The sequence below is a fragment of the Chitinophaga eiseniae genome (assembly GCF_012641265.1).
GTDB lineage: Bacteria > Bacteroidota > Bacteroidia > Chitinophagales > Chitinophagaceae > Chitinophaga > Chitinophaga eiseniae_A.
The window spans coordinates 581,709-603,173 of record NZ_JABAHZ010000001.1 but is presented as its reverse complement, the minus strand read 5'-3'; the positions used below and the strand labels follow the sequence as shown (position 1 = coordinate 603,173).

Sequence of the window (21,465 nt, the reverse complement as noted above, 5' to 3'; positions counted from 1 at the left end):
CAACTATTTATTAGTTTAAAAATTGAATCCCAGTTTTACGCCATAGGAACGGGTATATGGTAAGCCCCAGCTGGTAACACCTGGTGAAAAACTGCCGTTGGCAATGGTCATGGCCGTTTCCGGATCATACCCTTGTTCAGCGGCGGTCCAGGTAAACAGGTTCCTGGCGATAAATGCGATGGAGAGATTGCTGATGGGCGCTCTGCCTAACACTTTCTTCGAAAAGTTGTATGTCAGGGAAGCTTCTCTCAGCTTCACATAGCTGGCATCGAAAGTAGAGCGACTATTGAAACTCCAGTAGTATTCCCCGTAGTAATTTTCCGGATCCGTCACGATATCATTGAGTTTATATTTACCTGGACTTTCTTCCACATATCCAAACAGGATCATTCCATCGGTACGGTTGTAAGTACCATCGTTCCAGGCCAGTCCGCCGGTTTGCGGATCGCGGCCATGGATGGTTGTTTGCGTACGTCCATCACTCAGGAGATTTTTAGCAACATAAGAGAAGAACTTTCCTCCCTGGCGCCAGTCGATCAGCAGATTCAGCGTAAACCCTTTGTAGGTAAAGGTATTAGTGATACCCACCATAAAATCGGGATTGTAGTTACCAATTTTAACGTAATCATTTACTTTCTGATAACTCCCGTCGTTGGCCAGCAAAGGCTGTCCTTTAAATTCTCCGTCTGGCACCGTAGCCCAGTTCTGGGCATACATATCACCCATTTCTGTTCCCTCGGCCACCAGGAATCGGATGCCTTCTGCCCCGCCTACGAGGTAGTTGGTAATGCCCGGCATCAGCTCAATGATCTTATTGCGATTCTTGGTGTAATTAACCTGTAAATCCCAGCGGAAGGCGCCTTTAACCGGGGTGGCATTCAACCCGATTTCAATGCCTTTATTTCCTACTTTACCTGCATTTGTCAACAAGTTGCTATACCCGGTAGCCATTGTTACCGGAATCCGTAGAATCTGGTTTTTGTTGATGGTATTATAGTAGGTGACATCAATTCCCAGTCTTCCATCCAGGAAACGAACGTCGGCCCCGAACTCATGGGAGGTAGCAATCAGGGGTTTCAATTTATTATTCAGCAAGGCATTGTCAATGGTGGCGCGCTTCACATTTCCCCAATCCTGCCCGAATCCAAAGGTGTTATATAAGCTATAAGGGTCCGTATCTCCCCCAACTTGCGCCCAGTTAGCCCTTACCTTCGCAAAAGAAAGTATGTTCGATTTGATATTCAACATATCCGTCAATACTACGCTGAGGGAAGCAGAAGGATAGAAATACGAGTTGTTTTCAGGAGGCAATGTACTTGACCAGTCGTTGCGGGCAGTGAGATCCAGGAAGGCGTAGTTACGGAAAGCCACCTGTCCCATGCCGTATACGCTGTTAATACGTTTTGTAAAACGATAAGAATCATTGAAGACTGTGCCTGCCTTGGCATTTGAAATACTGTATACGCCGGGCATTACCAGGCTTTCTGTTTTTTGCGTAGTACCGGCGCCGGACTGGTTCATCCGGTTAGCGCCACCAGATACAGAGAAAAAGAAATCCTTATTAAGTTGCTTCTTATAGCTCAACAGGAAATCTGTATTCTGTTCCCGAAAAGTTTCCGTTTCGATGCCATAGCCACCATTGGGATTCTTAATAGCGCTGAAGGCACGCTTACTTTCCCGGTATTCAGAATAGTAGTCCATACCGCTACGGGCCATCAGTGTCAGGTCCTTTGTGATATCTATATTCAATTCCACATTTCCCATGATACGATCACGGTTATATCCATTGGTCAGCTCATACGCTACGAAGTAGGGATTGTCAGTAGACCCCGGTACATGTGAGAACTGCTGCAGTCCTTCTTTTCCAGGAATCCAGTAGTTGCGGAGCTTCCTGATATCTACGTTTGGCGTGGTAGTATATACAATGCTGGATACACTTCCACGGTTGTAGGTAGGCCTGTTGTCGCTGGTGTTTTTCGTATAGCCAATATTGGTACTCACGCGTACTTTCGGATGCAGCGCATACCCGGCGGATAGATTAATGGTATTTCTTTTCAGATCGGTGTTAGGGGTAATACCTTCATTGGCAAGATTAGTATAAGACAGACGGAAATTACCATCTTTATTATTACCGGTTACGGCTATATTGTTGGTTAAAGTAGAGCCGGTACGGAAGAAATCTTTATGGCGGTTAGGATAAGATACCCAATCGGTGGGGATAGGGTTACCGTTAGCATCCAGGGGGCTGTCCCATTGTATATGTTTGGTACCTACATCGAGGCGGGGTCCCCAGGTGGCATCTGAAATAGTTTCATCGGACCCGGTACGATCCCCTGCACCAAATTCGTTCTGGAATTTTGGGAACAGGGTAGCACGGTCGAACAGGGCACTGGAATTAACGGAAACGCCTAAACCTTTTTTGGCGCCGCTTCCTGACTTCGTGGTAATCAGGATTACCCCATTGAGCGCACGGGAGCCGTACAGCGCAGATGCGCTGGCTCCTTTCAGTACAGTCATGCTGGCAATATCATCCGGGTTGATATCAGAAATGGTGCTGCCATAATCCACCACCACCTGTCCTACCGGTTGTTTGGGCGCGCGTACAGCAGGTGCAATGGGCACACCATCTACCACATACAGCGGTTGATTATATCCGTCCAGCTTACTTTGTCCACGGATCACTACCAGTGAAGTGGCGCCGGGATCAGAGCTGGTGCTGCGTACATTCACCCCAGCTACTTTACCCGACAAAGCATTGGCAACGTTTACATCCTTTACCGTATTTACCTGGTCGCTTTTTAAGGTGGCAATAGAATAACCGAGCGCTTTTTCCTGGCGTTTAATACCGAGGGCGGTCACTACCACATCGTCCAGGCTGCGTACTTCAGGGCTCAACTGTACCTGCAAAAGGCCGCTGCCTGCTACCAGTTCCTTCGCCTGGTAGCCTACATAATGAAATACCAGGATGGCGTTTGCGCCGGCAACCTTCAAAGAAAAGTTGCCATCCGCATCGGTAGCGGTACCATTGTTGGTGCCTTTTTCACGTATGCTTACGCCGGGAACAGGATTACCTTTTTCATCGGTCACCTTTCCTTTTACAATTTGCTCTGCTGCTTTGGTGTTGATGGCAGGCGCGGCATCGGCGCTGCGAATAGCATAGTCATGCTCACTTAATTTTACCGCCTGCAAACCCAGCGGCAGCAATGTTTTGCGGAGTTGTCCTTCGAGGTCGGCCTCTTTTCCGCGGGTAGTCCTGGTGGCTACAAATTTGCCGGCTACCTGTACGGGGGCATAGTTAAAGCTGACACCATAGCGTGTTTCCAGGTTGGCCAGCATTTGCTGTAAAGGAACTGATCCTGCTTCCCGGGAGGTGCTACCACTGCTGACCATCAATTGCTGCGCACCGGCGCTGGTGGCCCAAAGCAATAATAGCAGCATGACGCTCCAGGGAGCATAAAGCTTCGTAAAGCTCTTTTGCATAACTGTAAATTTTAAAAACTTTATTCAAAAATGATGACTGAATTGTTTTGTTTCATTTTCAGCTGATGCACCGTGGCGACCGCCTGCAATAATATTCCCGGGTTGCCTGCGGGTGCAGAACCGGTGAATAACAGGCTTTCCATTCTTTTATCCCTGAATTGAATACGATATCCGTAAAGATCTTCCAGTTGTTGTGCTACCTCAGATAAGGAGGTATTGTTGAACACCAGGCGATGTTGCTTCCAGGCTGTTAGCTGTGCCGGATCTGCGTGTAGCCGTTGAGAGGAGTGTTCTCTGAATTGCATCATGTCGCCCGGCAACATTTTCAGGCTATCATTGACAACGATTTTCCCTTCTTCCAGCAACACATTAATAGTATGGCGGCGGTTATATACATTAAAGGCAGTGCCTTTTACTTCTATGGTGACATCCGGCAGCAGTACACGAAATTTAGGATGCAATCCCGCAGGCGCCTTAGATACATTGAAATAGGCCTCCCCTTCCAGGCTCACGGTCCTTACCTGTTCTTTCGTCCATTGCGCAGGATAGCTTACCGCGGAATTGGCATTGAGTTGTACCACAGAACCATCAGGTAAATGGATGGTTTTAGTTTCGCCAAAACCGGTATGTACAAAAATTTTCTCCGGATGACGATCTTCCTGGTAATACCAAACTGCGACAAACATCAACAGTACAGCTGCTACTGCACTAACGGCATACCCTATACGCCTGATCCAAAGTCCGTTATTTTTTTTAACGGATTCGTCCAGCAATTGATCTATCTGCTGTTTTATATCGTCCATTTCATGAGGGCGTACTTCGTTGGTACGAAACCGGAGCGCCAGTACCATAGCTCGGGCTTCCTGTAACAAGGCTTCTTTTTCGGGATGAGCCGCCTGCCAGCTTTCCCAGAAAGCCCGGTCAGTACCGCCTTCCAGCACCCATTCCCGAAATGAAACATCTGCCGCAAAATCAGCAGCGTCATACACATTGTAATCCATAAAAATACCTTGTACTATTAAGAAGAGTCAAAAAACGGGCGGATGCCCTCAGGAAAAAGAAAGAATTTTTAAACTTTTTTTTAGCGCAGCATCAGGGCGGATTCATTGACCGCCAGCAACTCCTTTAATTCGGCGATAGCCCTATATATTAAAGTACGGGCGTACTTTACTTCCTTTAATACCATAATCTCTGCAATGGCTTCATAACTCAGGTTTTCGTAGAAACGAAGATAGATAGCTTCTTTTTGCCGCAGGGTGAGTGCCTGCAACTGCTGCCGCAGCAGGCGGGCAGCTTGTTCGTCGTGTTGCCGGTTAATCAGGATACTCTCCGGCGACAACTCCAGCTCAAAACCGGAAAGCGTACCCTCTTCCAATATCCCTGGCTGCCGGGTTGATTTTTCCAGGTAACGGAATAGCTTCCTGCGGGCCGACACCATCAGGTAGCTCTTGATATGTACCTCCCGCGCAAGACCAGCGCGTTGCAGGAACAACTGTGAGAAGAAGTCCTGCAACACATCCTTCACCAGTCCGCGATCGGCGGTAAACCGGATACAATAACGGAACAGCAGCGGAAAATACCGCCGGTATATCTCTCCGAAGGCTTCCCGGTCTCCATCACAAAGCCGGCTCCAGAAGAGCTTTTCGTCGTGCTGCGGATTGTAAGTGCTGGTGGACATCAAATTATGTGAATTAGGAATAAGGATCTTTCTCTAAACTACACATTAACCGCATGCAATCATCATTGCTACCCTAAATATAACAACGAATTAATGTGATGTCAAGGGGGCGCTTACCACTTCCCGGATTTGCAGCCGCTCGCACCATCCTTTAAAGTCGCGGTAAATCTGCTGCAATACCAATTTCTGTTCAGGCGTCAGTTCCAGCGCGTGTGCACGACTAATGGTGCGTACCGGCATGCCTCTCAGCTGCATAAAATATTTGGCGCTGAGGGGATAAGCCACATGAATCAACGGGTCTACCCTGCGCAATTCCTCCTGTATCCATTTTACGTCCTCCTGGCGGCTTTCGTCGTTCACATGGTTACAGAGCCAGACCAATATCTCCGGGTAAAAATTACCGGAAATAGACGACATACCCGCCGCGCCCATCTGCATGGAGCTTACCCCATTGGGTGTATGCGCATCATAGAATTCCAGGCGGCTTCCTTCCACTACGGCCAGCTTGGCCTTTACCTGGTCTACATTGCAGGAGGTATCCTTGTGGTAAATCAGGCGGTTGGTATCAAGTAGAGTGCGTAATATCTCTGGTGTAATGACCCGCTTATAAGGCGCCGGGCATTCATACAATCCCAGCGGGATATTGCCGGTTAATGAAAACATCTGTTCAAAGCGCTGCAGCAATACTTCGTCTGGCTCATCTACATTGGCAAAGTGCCCCGTGATCATAATTACAGAATCTACGCCGGTATCATACAACTTTTCGGTAAACAGGGCCTTATCAGGGATGGTAAGGCCAAATGAACCGGTGGCCACTACCGGCACCCGGCCATTAACATAGCGTACTACATGGCGGGTCAGGTCTAGTCGCTCATCTTCACTGATACTATACATTTCAGATGACAAACAATTGGCGAAAAAACCTTTTACCCCGGCTTCCAGGTAAAAGTCTACCAGGTATTCCACCATGCCCATATCAATCTGCGCTTTCAAATTAAACGGGGTGATCATCACCGGTACAAATTTCTTTTGCATATCACTAAGAGGTTTTAGACGAAGAAGATGGCTGTGCCTGCAGTCGCGAGAGCAGCATGCCCACCAGGAAAATAGACAGGGTGCCCACCACGATAATCATATGCACATGCAAAGGGCTGCGCAGATGCTGCCAGGTGGCCGGCAGGTATTTCGACAGCGACATCCAGATAATAATCAGCATCCCAATAATCGTTGCTGTCAACGCCGCCGCGTTCTTTGTTTTTGATATCATACCCAGGAGAAACAAGCCCAGCATACCACCGGCAAAAATGCCCGACAACTCCCACCACATGTCCAGGATACTCTTTACCCCTATCATAGCGATACCAAAAATGATAGCCAGCATACCACTCACGGTAGTGGCTATATATAATACCCGCATATCTTTCCGGGGAGTGGATACCGGGGAGATATACCGCTGGTAAATATCTTTCAGGAAAACAGTTGCCGTACTGTTCATACCACTACTCACCGTACTCATAGCGGCCGAAAGAATAGCCGCCACAATCAACCCCAGTAAGCCTTTCGGCACTTTCATCACCATAAACAACGGTAATACTTTATCGCCATAATCGGCGGGCGACAACGACTCCGGCGCTACCTGCCTTTCCGTGGCTACCTGTTGTTTTATCATCGCCAGCATATCGGGGTGCTGTTGTACATAGGCGTATAATGCCGTGCCGATAAAGAAAAACACCAGGCTTACCGGTACATACCACCATACGCATACCCAGATACTGCGGGAGGCTTCCTCCGCAGAGCGGGCTGTATGATAACGCTGCACATAGTTCTGGTCCATCCCGAAATTATTCAGGTTAATAAAGAACCCATATAAAAATACCACCCAAAAAGTAGAGCTGCCCAGATCCAGTATATTAAAGCTTCCCAATGAAAACTTCCCATCGGCCACGCCTATATGAAAAATGTCCGTTACGCCATGTTGCATGCCACTGATCACCAGCCCCAGTATAATCAACGCCCCGGCTGTTTTGATAATTCCCTGCAATACTTCCGTCCAGATCACTGCTTCCATTCCTCCCAGCACTGTATACACAATGATACAGCTGCCGGTAACGGTCATAATGGTACGCATTTCCAGCCCTGTGAGCGCCTGCAGTGCCAGTGCCACCCCAAAAAAAATAGTCCCCATCCTGGCCAGCTGCGTTAGTATAAAGCAGATCATGGCGTATGTCCGGGCCCAGGGACCGAAGCGCCGCTCCAGGTGCGTATACGCACTTACCTCCCCGCTGTGGCGGTAGAATGGTACAAAATAACGCGCGGCAATAAACGCTGCTGCCGGCATCGACAAACTGAAGACAAACGCGTTCCAGTTGCTGCCAAACGACTTCCCCGGCACTCCCAGGAAAGTATTACTACTTAAAAAAGTGGCGTACAGCGATAATCCCAACGCCCAGCCTGGAATATTTCCGGATGCTGTTGTAAATTGAGCTGCATTCTTATTTTTCCTGGAAAACCATACGCCTACCAGGATCATACAAAGCAGGTAAATCGCAATAACAGCCAGATCTATTAAAGGCAAATGATGCATATCAGTTTTTCTATTTATTGCTTACGTGGAAAACAGGAATATAACGCATTTCGGTTGATACCACTAAGGTTGATAATTTTTACGGTTCAAACAATGTTGAATGTTATGAAAAGAATGGCTTAAATTACTATCACCATGAGTCACACTGCCGCCAACATGCCGGGTACCTGGACGCTGCCAGCCCAGCTGCAACGCAAGCTGGAAAAGCACCCGCTGGGAAAAAATCTTTTCATTACTGCTATCGGGCATTACCCCGAACATACTGCCGGCGCCATCCGCGAATCAAATGGCACGCTGGTGTATACCCTGTTGTATGTACTGCAGGGCAAAGGTACGGTGGCCATCGGCAGGCGCAGCACTGCGCTGAAAGCTAACCAATACCTCCTGGTTCCCAAAGGCACTGCTTTCCAGGCCGATCCAGACACCGACCTTTCCTGGCGGATTTATACCCTGCAATTTGCCGGGCAACTGGCCGATGATATTTATGGATACCTGGGCACTAACCTGCAACCACGTACCATTCCCCCGCTGGTAGGCCGCAATGCACAGTTTGATGATATCCTGCACCACCTCGATCTCATGAATAATATTGAGAACCTGCTGTACGCCAACTTCCGCTGTTACAGCTTCCTGGGCACTTTCCGGCTCAGCGTTTTCAATTATATGAAAAAGGGCGCCGACAATATCATCGAGCAATGTATACAGCTCATGAAACAACGGCTGGACCAGCACCTGACGCTGTCCGGTCTATCCCGGGAAATGGGGATCTCCGCTTCTTATCTCTCTGCACTGTTTAAAGAAAAGACCCGCTATGCTCCGATACAGCTGTTCACCTCCCTGCGCATGCAGAAAGCCTGTCAGCTACTAAAAGAAACGCCCTGGAGTGTCAAAGAAATTGCAGCGGAAATGGGTTACCCCGACCCCTATACATTTTCCCGGTCATTTAAACTGGTGATGGGCGTAGCACCAAAAACTTTCCGGGACAAACGAGGCAACTAAGGGTCTATAATAAATGATGCCGTACCCGACGGGTACGGCATCATTTATTATAGAAATAGTTAACGGTTATAGCATCACCACTTTACCGGTACGTACCGATTCATCGCAGGCGAAGGCGATACGCAGGCTGTTGATGGCATCCTGCACATGATCGGTGAGATCGGTGTCCTGCTGGATAGCATGCAGAAAATAGCGCTGTTCACGGTTGCAGAGCTCCTGGTGATCCGGCTCTTCTTCCGTATTAATCCAGCTATCGGCTTCTACAAATTGCCCATTGGCATCCAGGGCGGCATGGTGGAAACGCAGGGACTCTGTTTTCGTATGTGCGGCCACGTTATCGGAGTTGCCACTGCGTTCCGCTTCTTTTGCCACAATAGAAACGGCGCCTTTAGGCCCGATCACATCCTTCACAAAGAAGGCGGTCTGGCTCATCATGGGCCCCCAGCCGGCTTCATACCAGCCTACGGAGCCGTCTTCGAAACGTATCTGCAACTGGCCGTAGTTATAGTTGCCATCTGCCACCTCGTTTGACAGGCGGGCGCCGATAGCGCTTACCTGCAATGGCTTAGAGCGGGTCATCTGGCACATTACATCGATGTAATGTACACCGCAATCCACGATGGGGCTCAGGCTTTTGAGGAGGTTGCGGTGTACCTGCCACATGTTACCATGACTTTGCTGGTTGAGATTCATCCGCATTACCAGGGGCTTGCCCAGCTGGTGTGAGAGTTCCACAAATTTTTCCCAGGAAGGATGGTGCCGTAAGATATAGCCTACCACCAGTTTTTTGCCTGCCTTGCGGGCGGCGGCCGCTACGCGTTCTGCACCTTCCACGGTATCAGCCAGTGGTTTTTCGATGAATACATGACAACCATTTTCAAAAGCGGTGATCGCAAAGTTTTCATGTGTGTCCGGGTAAGTGGATATGCAAACAGCATCCGGGCGGGTAGCTGCCAGCGCTGCTTCATAGTCGTTGAACAAAGCATAGCCTCCACCCAGGCTGTTGTTCAGTACTTCTTTACTTGTTCCGGTAGAGACAAGACCGCAGATGTCAAAGCCATCCAACGTATGATAGGCCGTTGCATGGGATGCGCCCATGTTACCACAGCCAACTACTAACACGCGTAAACGTTTTGCTGTTTCAGACATAATTTCCTTAGTTTTTCATTATCCAGATTCGTAAGATACAGTGCCGGCAATAGAATTGCAAGTGCCGGCAGCGCTAATTCTTTCAACAAACTGTATATTTACGTTTTAACCTACTGTATGAATCGAGCAAAAATAGTTGTTGTTGCCGGCGCAGCTGCGATGATAGTAGCCTGCGGACAAAGCCAGCATAATACTAAAGAAAAAGACCATGTTGATACGACGGCTGTTGTAAAAAGCAACGGCGCCTTTCCTTCAGCCAGCGTACCAGTAGAAGATATCGACCCAACTCCCGATCAACAGGCCCGGCGCAGCGCTTCCGAAAAGATCTGCGCTGCTCATGGCATCCCTATTTATAAAAACCCACGTGCATTGTTCACCATGCCGGAAAACGAAGTCACCCTCCGCAGCAAAGACGAAGTGGTAGACCGGGCCATTGCACTATGTTTCATGGAATTGAAAAGTGAGCAACCCGCTAAAGAAGTGCTGGATGAATATAGCAACCATTACCGGGTGATGGAAAAACTGAGCGATAAAGAAACCGCGTTTGTAACATCAACGAATCCTACCAGCCAGGATATGACGGATGCCAACTGGAGGGCAGAAGGCGCGCATGTGATGCTCTGGGCATTGGGGTATATCGACAGTTTGTCGTATCCTTCTGCACCTTGTAATGTGGCGGAAGATGTACATCATATTATCAGTACATCTGAAGCGGATTTCCGGAGTAAAGCAAAGCTGCGCAGCAGGAAAGAAATCCTGCAGCAGGCGGACCTGATTTTGAGATATGAGTGGGCCTGTGTAGATGCGCGTTTAAATAATGCACCAATGCCCGGAGGCCTGATCAGTGATGTAGTGACAGAACGGCACTATGCCCTGAACTGGTTGATCCGCTACCTGAACCAGGATTGGGACAATGTCAGCACGGATTCCTGAGAAAAGACACAGGTGACGGGGATGGGGAAAATCCGCATATTACCAATCCTTTAATTCACAAAAAAATCGCGCGGAATGCAGGATTATATGCTATATTAGACAAGTGGGACTAACGATCGGCAGGCTTTTTGATAATAAGCGACCAACTATACTTAGTTCAAAACGATGAAAACAGGCTTACAAGAGAGCCCAAATAATAACATGATGCCACGGGTTAACCCTGAAATTGTAGAAGCATGGGGCAACACCAGATCATAAAGCTGGAAAAATACATGAATCAATACCAACATTATTCTTTTGACCTCTGGTTAACACTCATCAAATCCAATCCTTTATTCAAACAGGAGCGGACGCGTTTTTTTTATACCCACTTCAACCCGCTGCAGAAGCCGGAAGCTGAGGTGGGCCGGATTTTCCGGAAGGTGGACCTGATGTGTAATGCTATCAACGAAAAAACGGGTGGCAATATCGATGCAGAGGAAATGTACCTGATGGTCATCAATGAGATCAGCGATTTCAGTCATTCGTTCGACAACATTGATCTGCCGGCACTTTACCAGGAAATGGAAAGCCTGGTGCTGCGGTACTTGCCCGTGGTTTATTGTTCGCAAACCATGAAGGTGCTGCAGCAGCTAAAACAAAACCCGGATACGACGGTGAGCCTGTTGAGCAATACGGCTTTCATCAAGGGGAGTACGCTGCGTAAAGTATTGCAACAGCTGGAACTGTCGCCCTATCTCGATTTCCAGCTGTATTCCGATGAAGTGGGCATGTCTAAGCCCAATGCGGCATTGTTCCGGCTCATGCTGGATACCGTGGCCGCCAACAGGCAGCAACCGGCTGCCTTAGCGGATATCATTCATATTGGCGACAACAAAAGAGCGGATATACTAGGCGCGGATGCCATGGGCATTGCTACGCTGCTGATCAATTCTAATCACCAATGTATTTCAACCCTGCTTAACTGATGACGACTACTTATTCATTGCACAAAATTACCGATACCGGCAATTTCGGATTTTGCCCTGATGACTACAGCCGTTTCAAGTTTGGAGACGATGAAGTGGCAGAACGCTTTGGCATTGGCCTGGCAGAAGGGTTTATCAAGGCATACCTGGAAAATGGCCCGGTACCCCAGCTGGTAGTGGTATCCAGCCCCTACTCTTTTATTCCTACCGCCACCTTTGCCATGAAAAACCATTTCGTTTTTCGGCTCAATCGCTGGCTGGCGATACATGGACACCCGGTGTTACAGGAAACCAAAGTACACCGCACCATTACCTATAAAGAGGATTATGGGGAGCTGGATGCGGCACAACGACTGAAACTGATCGGCAACGATAGTTTTCATATCGACAAAGCATTCCTGGAAGGGAAAAAAATCCTTTTCCTCGATGATATCAGGATTACCGGTGGACATGAGAAAATGATCCTCAAAATGGTGGATACCTACGATCTGCAGAATGACATCTACCTGCTGTATTATGCCGAATTGCAGAATAAGAACATCCATCCCAATATTGAGAACTATCTCAATTATCATTTCGTGAAGTCGATTTTCCACCTGGAAAAAATCATCCAGCAAGAACAATTCTTTATCAACACCCGCCTGGTGAAGTACATATTGAACTATGACTATGAATCTTTTTGTATTTTCCTGCAAAATCAATCGGATAAATTCATAAATCTTTTGTATAATATGGCACTGGGTAATGGCTATCACACCATTGAAGCCTACCAGAAAAACCTTAACTTTATCAGTAATTACTTATTCAACAGTAAACATAAAAGCGTACAACATGGCAATTAATTTGCAAAAGGGACAGCGGCAGGCGATCAATGCGCCTAAATTCACCATAGGATTAGGATGGGATGCCAACGCATCTACTACTGGCACCAGCTTCGACCTCGATGCCTCCATCTTTATCATGGGAGAGAACAGAAAATTATTGTCTGATCAGCACTTTGTTTTTTATAATAACCTGGTTTCCCCCGATGGCGGTGTAGAACATACCGGCGACAACCTTACCGGTGAAGGCGCCGGCGATGATGAGCAGATCAAAATTGACCTTTCCAAAATGGATCCCCGGGTAACAGAAGTATGCGTGGTAGTAACCATTCATGAAGCGGAAAGCCGTCGCCAGAACTTCGGACAGGTAAGGAATTCCTATGTACGTGTGTTTGACCCCGTAACTAACGAGGTGATCCTGAAATATGAGCTGGAAGAAGACTTTTCTATTGAAACAGCCGTAGAATTTGGCCGCATTTATAAACGTAACGATGAATGGAAGTTTGAAGCCGTAGGCGTAGGCATGAAAGGCGGACTCCAGGATTATCTCAACAAATACAATTAATCTATTTTTAAATTATTATATCCTTATGGCAATCAATCTTCAGAAAGGCCAGCGTATTAATCTCGAAAAAAGCAATGGCGCCAAACTGCAACACATTTGTGTAGGCATTAACTGGGGCGCTATCGAAAAGAAAGGCCTCTTTGGTTTATCCAAAACCAAGGAAGCGGTAGACCTGGATGGTAGCTGCGCCCTGTTCAACGAACAGAAACAACTGCTGGAAGTAGTATACTTCGGTAACCTCCGCTCAAAAGATAATTCCATTATGCATAGCGGCGATGACCTCACCGGTGATATGAACGGCAACGACGGATTGGATAATGAAGTGATTACCGTTGATTTCTCCCGCCTGAATGCCAGCACCAACTATGTGGCGTTTGTGCTCAACAGCTTCCGTGGCCACGATTTTGGCACCATTCCATTTGCCTCTATCCGCATTTATGAAGGCACGCCTTCCCGGGTAAACGAAGTATTTGCTACCTATGATATTGCCAGCGGTCCGGGCTTTGCCGGCCACGTATCCATGGTGATGGGCGTGTTTTACAAAAAGAACGGCGAATGGAAATTCAATGCTATCGGCGAACCTACCAGGGATAAGAAGCTCCAGGAAACGGTGAACACCGTAGCCATGAACTACCTGTAGTCCCTGTATTTTTCTGATCACTTATTGTAAAGTCATCATCACTATATAATCAGATACCTTATGGAAGTAAACCCAAATGTTACAGACCAGACCTTACCCGCAGTGCGGTTGGATAAAGACGGCAACGCCGACTTATCCCAGATTACGCCGCAGGATGCTCAAAAATATTCAGATCTGAATAAGTCGCTGGTCATTACGGATGTCAACTCCATCCTGAATTATGGTACCGAGGTACAAAATTCAATGGAAAGGTACAGCAACGAGTTTCTCACCTCTGTACGTACCTACAATTCCGGCGAAGTAGGCGGTTTGATTAACGACCTGCTCTCGGAATTAAACTATATTGACGTTGATGAACTGAACCAGGGCGCCTTTAAAAGCTTCTTGTCTAAGGTGCCTTTCCTGAAAAAGATTGTGTTCGACGCACAAAAGCTTTTCCAGAAATATGATACCGTTATTGCCAATATCGACAAGATCACCAACAAAATAAAAGCGGGTCGTATCAACTCCCTGAAAGATAACAGTTCCCTGCAAACGATGTTCGACAGCAACGTGAACTATATCAAACAGATGGAAGACCTGATCATTTCCGGTCAGCTGAAATTCAATGAGCTGAATGAGAAGCTGGCACAGATGGAAGTGAATGCTGCCAACTATAACGACTATGAAATTGCCGACCTGCGGGAATTCATCAGCCGTTTGGACAAGCGCCTGGCCGATATGAAAGTAGTACGTTTTATCATGCTGCAATCGCTGGCACAGATCAGGCTGGTACAAAACAATAATACGTCGATCGCTGAAAAAGCACAGTCTATTATTTCCACCACCATCCCGGTATGGAAAAACCAGCTGACCATTGCGGTGGCCCTGCAAAGACAGAAAGCCAACGTAGAAATGCAGCGCAAGATTTCTGATACGACCAACACCATTTTGCAAAAGAATGCCGACCTGCTGAAACAAAACAGCATTGAGGTAGCGAAAGAAAATGAAAAGACCGTTGTATCGATCGACACCCTGAAACGCACTACCCAGTCGTTGATAGAAACACTGCATGAAGTGAAAAGAATTCATGACCAGGGCGCTGAAAACCGCAAAGTGCTGAATGGCGAACTGCAAAACCTGGAAACAGAACTGAAGAAAAACGTAACTAACGTTAGCTAATTGAGATAAAGTGATGGAGGATAACCTGGCAAGAATATTAAATGACTCAAATAAAACCATCAGCAAACTACAATTGCTGTCCGCTTTTTTTGAAGAGGAGATTATTTACAAAATATACCTCCGAAGCCAGGTTGTCCATAAATTATTTGAAACCAACCCGGAACTGGATATCAATAAGCTGGAACTGTTTCACCTGCAATACACCGCCACCGCCATTGAATTGCTGAAGAAAATAAAAAACAGCAACGAACGGAATGTGAGCCTGATCTTCGACGAAATACAGATCAATAAAGAGTTGATCGACAAAATCAATGACTCCGTTTTTTCAGAAAAGAATTTTAACCTGGACAAACAAAAGCAGGCACTTAAAATTAACCTGTCTCTCCGGAAATTATACCAGGTACTCTCCGATGGCTCCGAAGACTATCCTTTCTCCAAAAACATCAATGCCTTTAGCGCACGCTTTTCCCAGGATTTTTATTTTGATATTTCCCCGGAAACACTGCAGGCATTGACGAGCTTTAACCCGGAAGAAGTTTACCGGAACAACTATGCCATTATCCAGAAAAAGCTGATGGGATGGCTTTGTAAGACGGATTTCCGCAACGAGTTCTTCTACGGACTGAAAGCAGGGAACGTAGTGGTGGAGATTTATAAATTCACTACAGAGGATAAATTCTTCATTTATTATCCTTCCAAAAATCTCTTTCTCTTTTGTGATCCTTCCCAGGTAAAAGATATCGACTGGACCAATACCCTTTCTAAAAAGGCAAAACTGATACAGGAGTTAACCGATAAAAACGATCAATTGATGAGCCGGGCCAATATCCTGAAAGTGGCCATACCGGACAATGTAAAAGGGGTACTGGAGGAGTATTGCGAAAAAATCGGGGATGTAAATTTCCTGCAGAATATAGGCAACTTCGATGTGCAGACGAATATTTTAAGGACGATGCTGAATACCGACGCTATCTGATAAAAGAATTGCACCAATCCGGAGACTGGTGCAAATCCTGTTTTATTTCTTTTCCAGCTCAGTGGAAGTATTGCGCTTAGGCACGTTCAGCAGGGCTGAGGTAATAATCGGTACGATAAAAATACCCACTGTTAAGATAGAGGTCATAATATCTGCCTGGGAACTTTCCAGGAAGTGTGTCAGTCCTGACTCCGGGAAGAAGTGCTCGTAGATAGACAAGGTCAGTTTTACACCCAGGATGCCGATCACAATAAAGGCGGCTGCTTCCAGGAACGCAAATTTCGTCATCAGTTTTACAAAGGCCTGCGCTACAAAACGCATGGCCAGGATACCAATAAATACACCGAGGCACACCAGGATGATATTGTCGGTAAAGGCTACCGCCGCAAAAATATTATCGATGGAAAAGGCCATATCCATGAGCTCTACCAGGGCCACAGTGGCCCAGAAAGGCCCTATGGCGCCCACAGTTACCTTATATAGCCATTTTTCAGATTTATCAATACTTTCTTCCTCTTCTTCGCCATTGGAAGCCTCTTTTGCTTTTTTGTCTCTCCACCAGCCATATACCAGGTATAACAGGTACAGACCGCCCAATGGTTTCAGCCACCAGATTTTAATGAGGAAGGAAGCGAACAGCATCGCTAAACCGCGGAACAGGTAAGCGCCCAAAATACCATATTTCAGGGCTCTGTCACGTTGTTTCTCCGGCAAATCCATTACCATAGTAGCTAATACGGCTGCATTATCTACTGACAACAGGCTTTCGATGATCACAAGGTTCCCTACTATGATCAGGGAAGGTATGGGATTGTCAATAATGTGTTGGATTAATTCATTCATCGCTGTTTGTTTTTTATATAGGTTTTATTGATTGGCCATTGTAATAATTACGACTCGTCCTCCCTCCTCCCGGGACAACAACAGTTTTTTCCCGTCTGTTAATTCCACCATGTTGCCAACAGGGATCTCCTTGTCTTCCGTGAGGTCTTTCAGTGTTGGTAATTGCTGGTTTACCAGTACCCATTTGCCGTGGTAAAAAGTAAAGTAGCCCACCGGCACCTTTTGTTCCGCGCTGAGCCGCTCATTGCGCACCACATTGCGGTTCACATGCCATTGAAACAGGTATTGGTTATGGTATACCATCAACCGGTGATTTTCGGGCCTCCACACCGTAGGTTTAAACTCGTAATAGAGATCCAATACTGGCAGGGTGCCTTTATGCGGCGTACCGCAGAACGGGCATTTGGGAGAAACCGTATTGTCGAACACGTACCATTGTTGTTCGCAGACCGGGTTGCTGCAAGGCTGCATCAGGTCGGTCGTTTTCAGTAGCGCCTGTTCCCACATATCGGCGGGTGGCCGCTGCGCGGGATCATGTAATCCTGTCACGAATGCCTGGTGAAACAGCTCTTTCAGGTAAGGGCCTGTAATGGTATATGGTATTTTAGTGACATCTGCCCAGGGCAGTTCTTTGGGATTAAGGTGCTGCACTTTGGGCCGGTTAGACGCATCTGCCGGGTGTTCTATAAACAACGCCTTTTCTCCCATCGACAACAGGTCATCTTTTTCTGTATCCAGGTCGTGTACTTTTCCACCTTTGAGGGGATGGCGGTACAGGAGGTACATATAAATCATCACTGCCAGCGCATGCAGGTCGGTAGTGCGATTGGGCAGCTTCCTGCCCGGGTCTTTCACATCCAGGTGTTTGGTAGCCAATACTTCCGGCGCAATGAAATCGGCGGTACCGATAACATCCGGCGGATACAGGCCAGGTACCACCAGTCCGTCGATATCAATAATGGCGGCAGATTTGCTAACGGGGTCTACCAGCACATTTTTATAGGAGAGATCTGAATGCGCGAGGCCTGCGGCATGCAAGCGCTTTACGCCACGGACTATATTTACGCATACCTGGTAATAGCTGAGCCAGTTACCCAGTTCTGTTTCATCGAGCCGTAGGGCAAATTGCTTATTGCGGAATTTGGGAGAAGCAAACCACTTCCCTTCTTTCTCTTTCCCTTTGATAAGATCGTTGGCGGCATATCCCTTCTTAAAGAAAAAATGGCCGGGATAGCAGGGAACAATGAGTCCTACCTGCTTATCGGTAGCGATCATGTCGGTAGGCCAGCAGTACAGGTCCTTATAATAGTTGCCGCCTTCGCGGTTAAAAAAGCTGGTGTGATAGTCGGTCACAATTTTTTTCAGCCTTTCTTTGGCGTTATAATCGGGCATATCCCGGTAAAAAGCCACTACATAGGATTTATCCGGGCTGAAGTATACGTCTTTCATCCCGCCGCGCATAGGTTGCCCGTTATCAACGTATTGATAAGTTTTCCCTGTATGAATGACGGAGGTGACTGTTTTTGTGTTCATATAGCTTGCATTACCGGCCCATGTAGGTTAACTGATAATCATTAAAGTCCGGTCGTCGTGATTACCGGGACTCCAGAAGTCCATCCAGTCAGATAGCTGTTGCGCTATGGCCGGAGGATACGTATCCAGTTCTACGATGGCATTCTCTTTATTATCTCCGCCCAGGTCGGCCAGCAGTGCATTCCAGGCACTGACTTTCTCCAGGTTGGCTTCTACTTCAAACTTAGGATCGTAAATACCGTCTGTCATGAGCATCAGGTAGGAAAAGTCTGGCACCAGCTTAAAACCGAAGCGGGTAGCAAATGTATCACTTTTAAAGATTTCCGGCATCGTGATAAACCTGGTTCCTCCTCCAAACTCCCCTACATCCAGGCGGTTCATCAGGGTGATGGCCGACAAATCCTTATTTAACAAGCCAATGGGGCAGTCGCCCACCCCAAAACTCATGATAACATAGCCACAAGGATACTTTTTCAGTAGTGCAAATATAAGGGTCGCATGAAAATCTTTAACAGGAACTTGTTGGTTATGCGCAAATTCCGCGATTTTTTTATGAGTGGTAAAGGCAGCTTTTCCCAGCTGGTCGTATACGAAGCGGGTGAGTTGCTTTTCCGTTTTTTCGCTGGGATTGGCGGCATGTTCTGCCAGGAGGGCATCGAACGGCGCCAGTGCCGCATTGGTAAAATGCTGTTCAAAGTATTCCACGATATGGGCGCAGGCCATGTGGGCACCTTCCCGGGCCAGTGCCGCGCTGCCGGCGCCATCAGACACCGCCAGCACCGTCCAGCCGGTATCGGGGAAATGCCGGAATGCGAAATCATCGTCCCGGAACCCACCGGTATTGGCGTGAGAACGCCCCCGCCGCGAGGCCACCACCAGTCGTTTATCGCCCAATACCGCCGATTCCGCCGCATTGTCCTCTCGCCAGAACGGCGCGGTGCTATCGCTACTGATATTCTTCCACAGCGACCTGGGGTCGGGATTCACAATAAGCGCCACCAGTTTTTCGTGCAGTGGCGTTTCCTCCGGCTCGCCCTGGAGGCGGTAACTGAACGTTATCCGCCAGTCGCCATTTTGGGTGGGTGTGCCGCTGATCACCGAGGCGATGCTATCGAACTGTAAACCCACGGCTTCCAGTCCTGTTATGGAAAAGGTGGTGAAATCCGTCCAGTTGAGTTGTTGGAAATCAAGCCTGGCTTCATATACTTTACCCACGGTGGCATTGGGAATCACAACGGTTTGTTGCTGAATATCCGCCAGCCTGCTTTTTAACTGCCATGTGTCCATAAGGAACTGTTGATTTTCCAATATTTGTTTTACCCGGTGCAGGTTTTCTTCCTCTTGTACAAAGGTCTCAAATAATTGCTCCCGGTTACTGATATCGATCTGTTGTGCGCGGAAGAGCGCCCGGATAAATGATTTTTCCATACAACGCTTATATTAGCCCTGGGCCCGGTTTACATCAAACCCGCCATCGCTGATGCCGTAGGTGTTGCGGCTACCACAACCCGGGCAGCTGCTCACCGTTTCCGTGCCGATACAATGAATCTGACCACAACCGCACATAGCGAAAGCGGTTTGATTGCCGCAACAGGGACAGGTGGGATTACCGATCAGCTCATCGCTATTGATGCGTACCGGGCCACCGCTGTGATCCGACAGCTCATCGTACGATGCATCTAACGGAAACGCTCCTACGAGACGGTACGACAACCGATCCAGGCTCAGGCCATAAATTTCGGCTTCTTCTACCGATCTGCGGTACTTCATCAAATAAGCGCGGCCGGTATTTTGACATTTGCCGGCTACCACGGCATAATTGCTGTCCACTCCCTGCATAGATGGCAGGGATTGGGTAGTATCTACTTTGGTGAGCGTATCATCTTCCAGTATACGGGCCAGCTCAAACCCCGAGGCGTTGTTTTCCACGCTCTGGCTACTGGTTTTAACGGAATCTGTTACCCATTTAAAGAATTCTTGATAAGCTGCGGCGCTGGTATTTTTGAAATGCAATACATTTTCGGTCAACTCCTTCAATAAACTCAGGTCGGCCTCATTACCGAAAGACACCGCCACCATATTGGCGGCGCGTTGCCAGTTTTGTTTCCACTCGGCAATAGCCGGGCGGGTATCATCGGTAGGTACCCCATCAGTAAATAAAAAGACGATTGGCTTCCAGTCGCCTTTTTTCTCGTAGGTAGTTTTCACCTGGTTTTTCCGGAGCTCCATCATCAGTTGTCCCAGCCCCCTGCTCAGGGAAGTGCCGCCGCCTACCGGAAAGCGGGGCGGATAAAATTGGATGATCTCCTGTAAAGGCACCAGCGTTTTCGCTTGCCCGGCAAACACCAGGATAGATACCCACACCGTTTCAATGGCATAGGGATCTGCTTTCAATGCCTGGATGACGGTCGACAATCCCTCTTCCACCTGCTGGATGGGTTCTCCCACCATGGATTCAGAAACATCTATCAAAAAGTAAATTGGTAGTCTTCTCATTATCCAAAATTTACAGAAGTGACGTAAACGGTGCCGGGGCCGGTGATCTTCAACATGGTAAGTCCCTCTCCTCCCAACATATTATTTCCTGAAAAGTGCGACGACATCCGGTTTTGCATGTCTGCATGCATGCAGATGAAACTTTTTTCATCTACAAACACCGTTTGTCCTGCCGCCAGATCCAGCGTGATAGGGGTTCCTATCACGTCTATAAACACCGTACAAAAGCCGGTCAACTTTTGCATGATCAAACCGGTACCGCCGATGAGGGAAGTCAGGTTCATTTTCACATCAATATCTACTTTATCGGACGAGGCTACATATACACCGGCGCGGCAGATAATGCCTCCCGACAATTGTTTCAGGTTAATGGGCAACAGCCCTACTTTGCCGGCTACCACGAGCTTTCTTGGCTGTGGATGGGCGTTATTGAGCGCTACCTGGAAAATGCTTTCGCCGGTTAACTTTCTCTTGATTAGTCCGGCTACTCCTTTATCAAATACATTGATGGTAGATTGGATACCTTCCTCATAATAAATCAATGCACCTTTTTCGCAATAGAATTTCTCCTGTGGGTCTAACTCTACCTGCAGGCACTTAAAGTCGTGCCCTATCAATTTTACGTTCATGCCTGGGGGT

Annotated in this window: 19 protein-coding genes; 8 read left to right on the top strand and 11 right to left on the bottom strand. The window is 47.6% G+C overall.

Annotated features, from left to right (window positions below):
* Window positions 1–15: 15 nt before the first annotated feature.
* The 5 genes from HGH91_RS02340 to HGH91_RS02320 form a co-directional block, all read right to left on the bottom strand.
* Complete coding sequence (locus HGH91_RS02340) at window positions 16–3,480, bottom strand: SusC/RagA family TonB-linked outer membrane protein (RefSeq protein ID WP_168736843.1); 3,465 nt, start codon at window positions 3,478–3,480, stop codon at window positions 16–18.
* 20 nt (window positions 3,481–3,500) lie between these two features.
* Complete coding sequence (locus HGH91_RS02335; protein WP_168736842.1) at window positions 3,501–4,481, bottom strand: FecR family protein; 981 nt, start codon at window positions 4,479–4,481, stop codon at window positions 3,501–3,503.
* Window positions 4,482–4,561: 80 nt separating this feature from the next.
* On the bottom strand, window positions 4,562–5,158 hold the full coding sequence (locus HGH91_RS02330) for an RNA polymerase sigma factor (RefSeq protein ID WP_168736841.1): 597 nt from the start codon (window positions 5,156–5,158) through the stop codon (window positions 4,562–4,564).
* 90 nt (window positions 5,159–5,248) lie between these two features.
* Complete coding sequence (locus tag HGH91_RS02325; RefSeq protein WP_168736840.1) at window positions 5,249–6,193, bottom strand: dihydrodipicolinate synthase family protein; 945 nt, start codon at window positions 6,191–6,193, stop codon at window positions 5,249–5,251.
* Between the two features lie 4 nt (window positions 6,194–6,197).
* Complete coding sequence (locus HGH91_RS02320; RefSeq protein WP_168736839.1) at window positions 6,198–7,742, bottom strand: sodium:solute symporter; 1,545 nt, start codon at window positions 7,740–7,742, stop codon at window positions 6,198–6,200.
* Between the two features lie 135 nt (window positions 7,743–7,877).
* Between HGH91_RS02320 and HGH91_RS02315 the strand changes: the two genes are divergently transcribed.
* Window positions 7,878–8,741: an AraC family transcriptional regulator gene (locus HGH91_RS02315; protein ID WP_168736838.1), complete on the top strand. Its 864-nt coding sequence runs from the start codon at window positions 7,878–7,880 to the stop codon at window positions 8,739–8,741.
* Between the two features lie 66 nt (window positions 8,742–8,807).
* On the opposite strand, the gene HGH91_RS02310 is transcribed toward HGH91_RS02315, so the two are convergent.
* Complete coding sequence (locus tag HGH91_RS02310; protein WP_168736837.1) at window positions 8,808–9,890, bottom strand: Gfo/Idh/MocA family protein; 1,083 nt, start codon at window positions 9,888–9,890, stop codon at window positions 8,808–8,810.
* A 117-nt stretch (window positions 9,891–10,007) separates the two neighbouring features.
* Here HGH91_RS02310 and HGH91_RS02305 point away from each other — a divergent pair, with 117 nt between their 5' ends.
* The 7 genes from HGH91_RS02305 to HGH91_RS02275 all read left to right on the top strand — a co-directional run bounded on the left by HGH91_RS02305 (window position 10,008) and on the right by HGH91_RS02275 (window position 15,954).
* A complete protein-coding gene (locus tag HGH91_RS02305) occupies window positions 10,008–10,823 on the top strand; it encodes a DUF4272 domain-containing protein (RefSeq protein WP_168736836.1) in 816 nt (271 codons plus the stop codon).
* Window positions 10,824–11,059: 236 nt separating this feature from the next.
* Entirely contained in the window at window positions 11,060–11,791 is a 732-nt protein-coding gene (locus HGH91_RS02300) for an HAD family hydrolase (protein ID WP_211092177.1), read from the top strand.
* Entirely contained in the window at window positions 11,791–12,633 is an 843-nt protein-coding gene (locus tag HGH91_RS02295) for a phosphoribosyltransferase family protein (protein ID WP_211092176.1), read from the top strand. The genes HGH91_RS02300 and HGH91_RS02295 overlap by 1 nt, the downstream gene beginning before the upstream one ends.
* Window positions 12,623–13,177: a TerD family protein gene (locus HGH91_RS02290; protein ID WP_145667271.1), complete on the top strand. Its 555-nt coding sequence runs from the start codon at window positions 12,623–12,625 to the stop codon at window positions 13,175–13,177. Before HGH91_RS02295 ends, HGH91_RS02290 begins: the two co-directional genes overlap by 11 nt.
* Before the next feature lie 25 nt (window positions 13,178–13,202).
* Window positions 13,203–13,817 carry a TerD family protein gene (locus HGH91_RS02285; RefSeq protein ID WP_168736835.1) on the top strand — a complete coding sequence of 205 codons (615 nt, stop codon included), beginning with the start codon at window positions 13,203–13,205 and terminating at the stop codon, window positions 13,815–13,817.
* A 60-nt stretch (window positions 13,818–13,877) separates the two neighbouring features.
* Window positions 13,878–14,978: a toxic anion resistance protein gene (locus HGH91_RS02280; RefSeq protein ID WP_168736834.1), complete on the top strand. Its 1,101-nt coding sequence runs from the start codon at window positions 13,878–13,880 to the stop codon at window positions 14,976–14,978.
* 13 nt (window positions 14,979–14,991) lie between these two features.
* On the top strand, window positions 14,992–15,954 hold the full coding sequence (locus tag HGH91_RS02275; protein ID WP_168736833.1) for a hypothetical protein: 963 nt from the start codon (window positions 14,992–14,994) through the stop codon (window positions 15,952–15,954).
* Window positions 15,955–15,996: 42 nt separating this feature from the next.
* Here the strand turns inward: HGH91_RS02275 and HGH91_RS02270 are convergent, their stop codons facing one another.
* From HGH91_RS02270 to HGH91_RS02250, 5 genes are read right to left on the bottom strand one after another with little or no spacing between them, the layout of a single operon-like run.
* Window positions 15,997–16,797, bottom strand: coding sequence for a DUF475 domain-containing protein (locus HGH91_RS02270; RefSeq protein ID WP_168736832.1), 801 nt, complete (start codon window positions 16,795–16,797; stop codon window positions 15,997–15,999).
* A 24-nt stretch (window positions 16,798–16,821) separates the two neighbouring features.
* On the bottom strand, window positions 16,822–18,330 hold the full coding sequence (locus HGH91_RS02265) for a helix-hairpin-helix domain-containing protein (RefSeq protein ID WP_168736831.1): 1,509 nt from the start codon (window positions 18,328–18,330) through the stop codon (window positions 16,822–16,824).
* Between the two features lie 27 nt (window positions 18,331–18,357).
* Window positions 18,358–19,758: a protein phosphatase 2C domain-containing protein gene (locus HGH91_RS02260; protein WP_168736830.1), complete on the bottom strand. Its 1,401-nt coding sequence runs from the start codon at window positions 19,756–19,758 to the stop codon at window positions 18,358–18,360.
* A gap of 12 nt (window positions 19,759–19,770) precedes the next feature.
* Window positions 19,771–20,826, bottom strand: coding sequence for a TerY-C metal binding domain-containing protein (locus tag HGH91_RS02255; protein ID WP_168736829.1), 1,056 nt, complete (start codon window positions 20,824–20,826; stop codon window positions 19,771–19,773).
* The gene (locus tag HGH91_RS02250; RefSeq protein ID WP_168736828.1) at window positions 20,826–21,455 is read right to left on the bottom strand and encodes an AIM24 family protein; all 630 of its coding nucleotides are present in this window, start codon (window positions 21,453–21,455) and stop codon (window positions 20,826–20,828) included. Before HGH91_RS02250 ends, HGH91_RS02255 begins: the two co-directional genes overlap by 1 nt.
* Window positions 21,456–21,465 lie beyond the last annotated feature (10 nt).

Coding starts and splice junctions, on each gene's coding strand:
- HGH91_RS02340 (WP_168736843.1), bottom strand. CDS start 3,480: ATGCAAAAGAGCTTTACGAAGCTTTATGCTCCCTGGAGCGTCATGCTG.
- HGH91_RS02335 (WP_168736842.1), bottom strand. CDS start 4,481: ATGGATTACAATGTGTATGACGCTGCTGATTTTGCGGCAGATGTTTCA.
- HGH91_RS02330 (WP_168736841.1), bottom strand. CDS start 5,158: ATGTCCACCAGCACTTACAATCCGCAGCACGACGAAAAGCTCTTCTGG.
- HGH91_RS02325 (WP_168736840.1), bottom strand. CDS start 6,193: ATGCAAAAGAAATTTGTACCGGTGATGATCACCCCGTTTAATTTGAAA.
- HGH91_RS02320 (WP_168736839.1), bottom strand. CDS start 7,742: ATGCATCATTTGCCTTTAATAGATCTGGCTGTTATTGCGATTTACCTG.
- HGH91_RS02315 (WP_168736838.1), top strand. CDS start 7,878: ATGAGTCACACTGCCGCCAACATGCCGGGTACCTGGACGCTGCCAGCC.
- HGH91_RS02310 (WP_168736837.1), bottom strand. CDS start 9,890: ATGTCTGAAACAGCAAAACGTTTACGCGTGTTAGTAGTTGGCTGTGGT.
- HGH91_RS02305 (WP_168736836.1), top strand. CDS start 10,008: ATGAATCGAGCAAAAATAGTTGTTGTTGCCGGCGCAGCTGCGATGATA.
- HGH91_RS02300 (WP_211092177.1), top strand. CDS start 11,060: ATGGGGCAACACCAGATCATAAAGCTGGAAAAATACATGAATCAATAC.
- HGH91_RS02295 (WP_211092176.1), top strand. CDS start 11,791: ATGACGACTACTTATTCATTGCACAAAATTACCGATACCGGCAATTTC.
- HGH91_RS02290 (WP_145667271.1), top strand. CDS start 12,623: ATGGCAATTAATTTGCAAAAGGGACAGCGGCAGGCGATCAATGCGCCT.
- HGH91_RS02285 (WP_168736835.1), top strand. CDS start 13,203: ATGGCAATCAATCTTCAGAAAGGCCAGCGTATTAATCTCGAAAAAAGC.
- HGH91_RS02280 (WP_168736834.1), top strand. CDS start 13,878: ATGGAAGTAAACCCAAATGTTACAGACCAGACCTTACCCGCAGTGCGG.
- HGH91_RS02275 (WP_168736833.1), top strand. CDS start 14,992: ATGGAGGATAACCTGGCAAGAATATTAAATGACTCAAATAAAACCATC.
- HGH91_RS02270 (WP_168736832.1), bottom strand. CDS start 16,797: ATGAATGAATTAATCCAACACATTATTGACAATCCCATACCTTCCCTG.
- HGH91_RS02265 (WP_168736831.1), bottom strand. CDS start 18,330: ATGAACACAAAAACAGTCACCTCCGTCATTCATACAGGGAAAACTTAT.
- HGH91_RS02260 (WP_168736830.1), bottom strand. CDS start 19,758: ATGGAAAAATCATTTATCCGGGCGCTCTTCCGCGCACAACAGATCGAT.
- HGH91_RS02255 (WP_168736829.1), bottom strand. CDS start 20,826: ATGAGAAGACTACCAATTTACTTTTTGATAGATGTTTCTGAATCCATG.
- HGH91_RS02250 (WP_168736828.1), bottom strand. CDS start 21,455: ATGAACGTAAAATTGATAGGGCACGACTTTAAGTGCCTGCAGGTAGAG.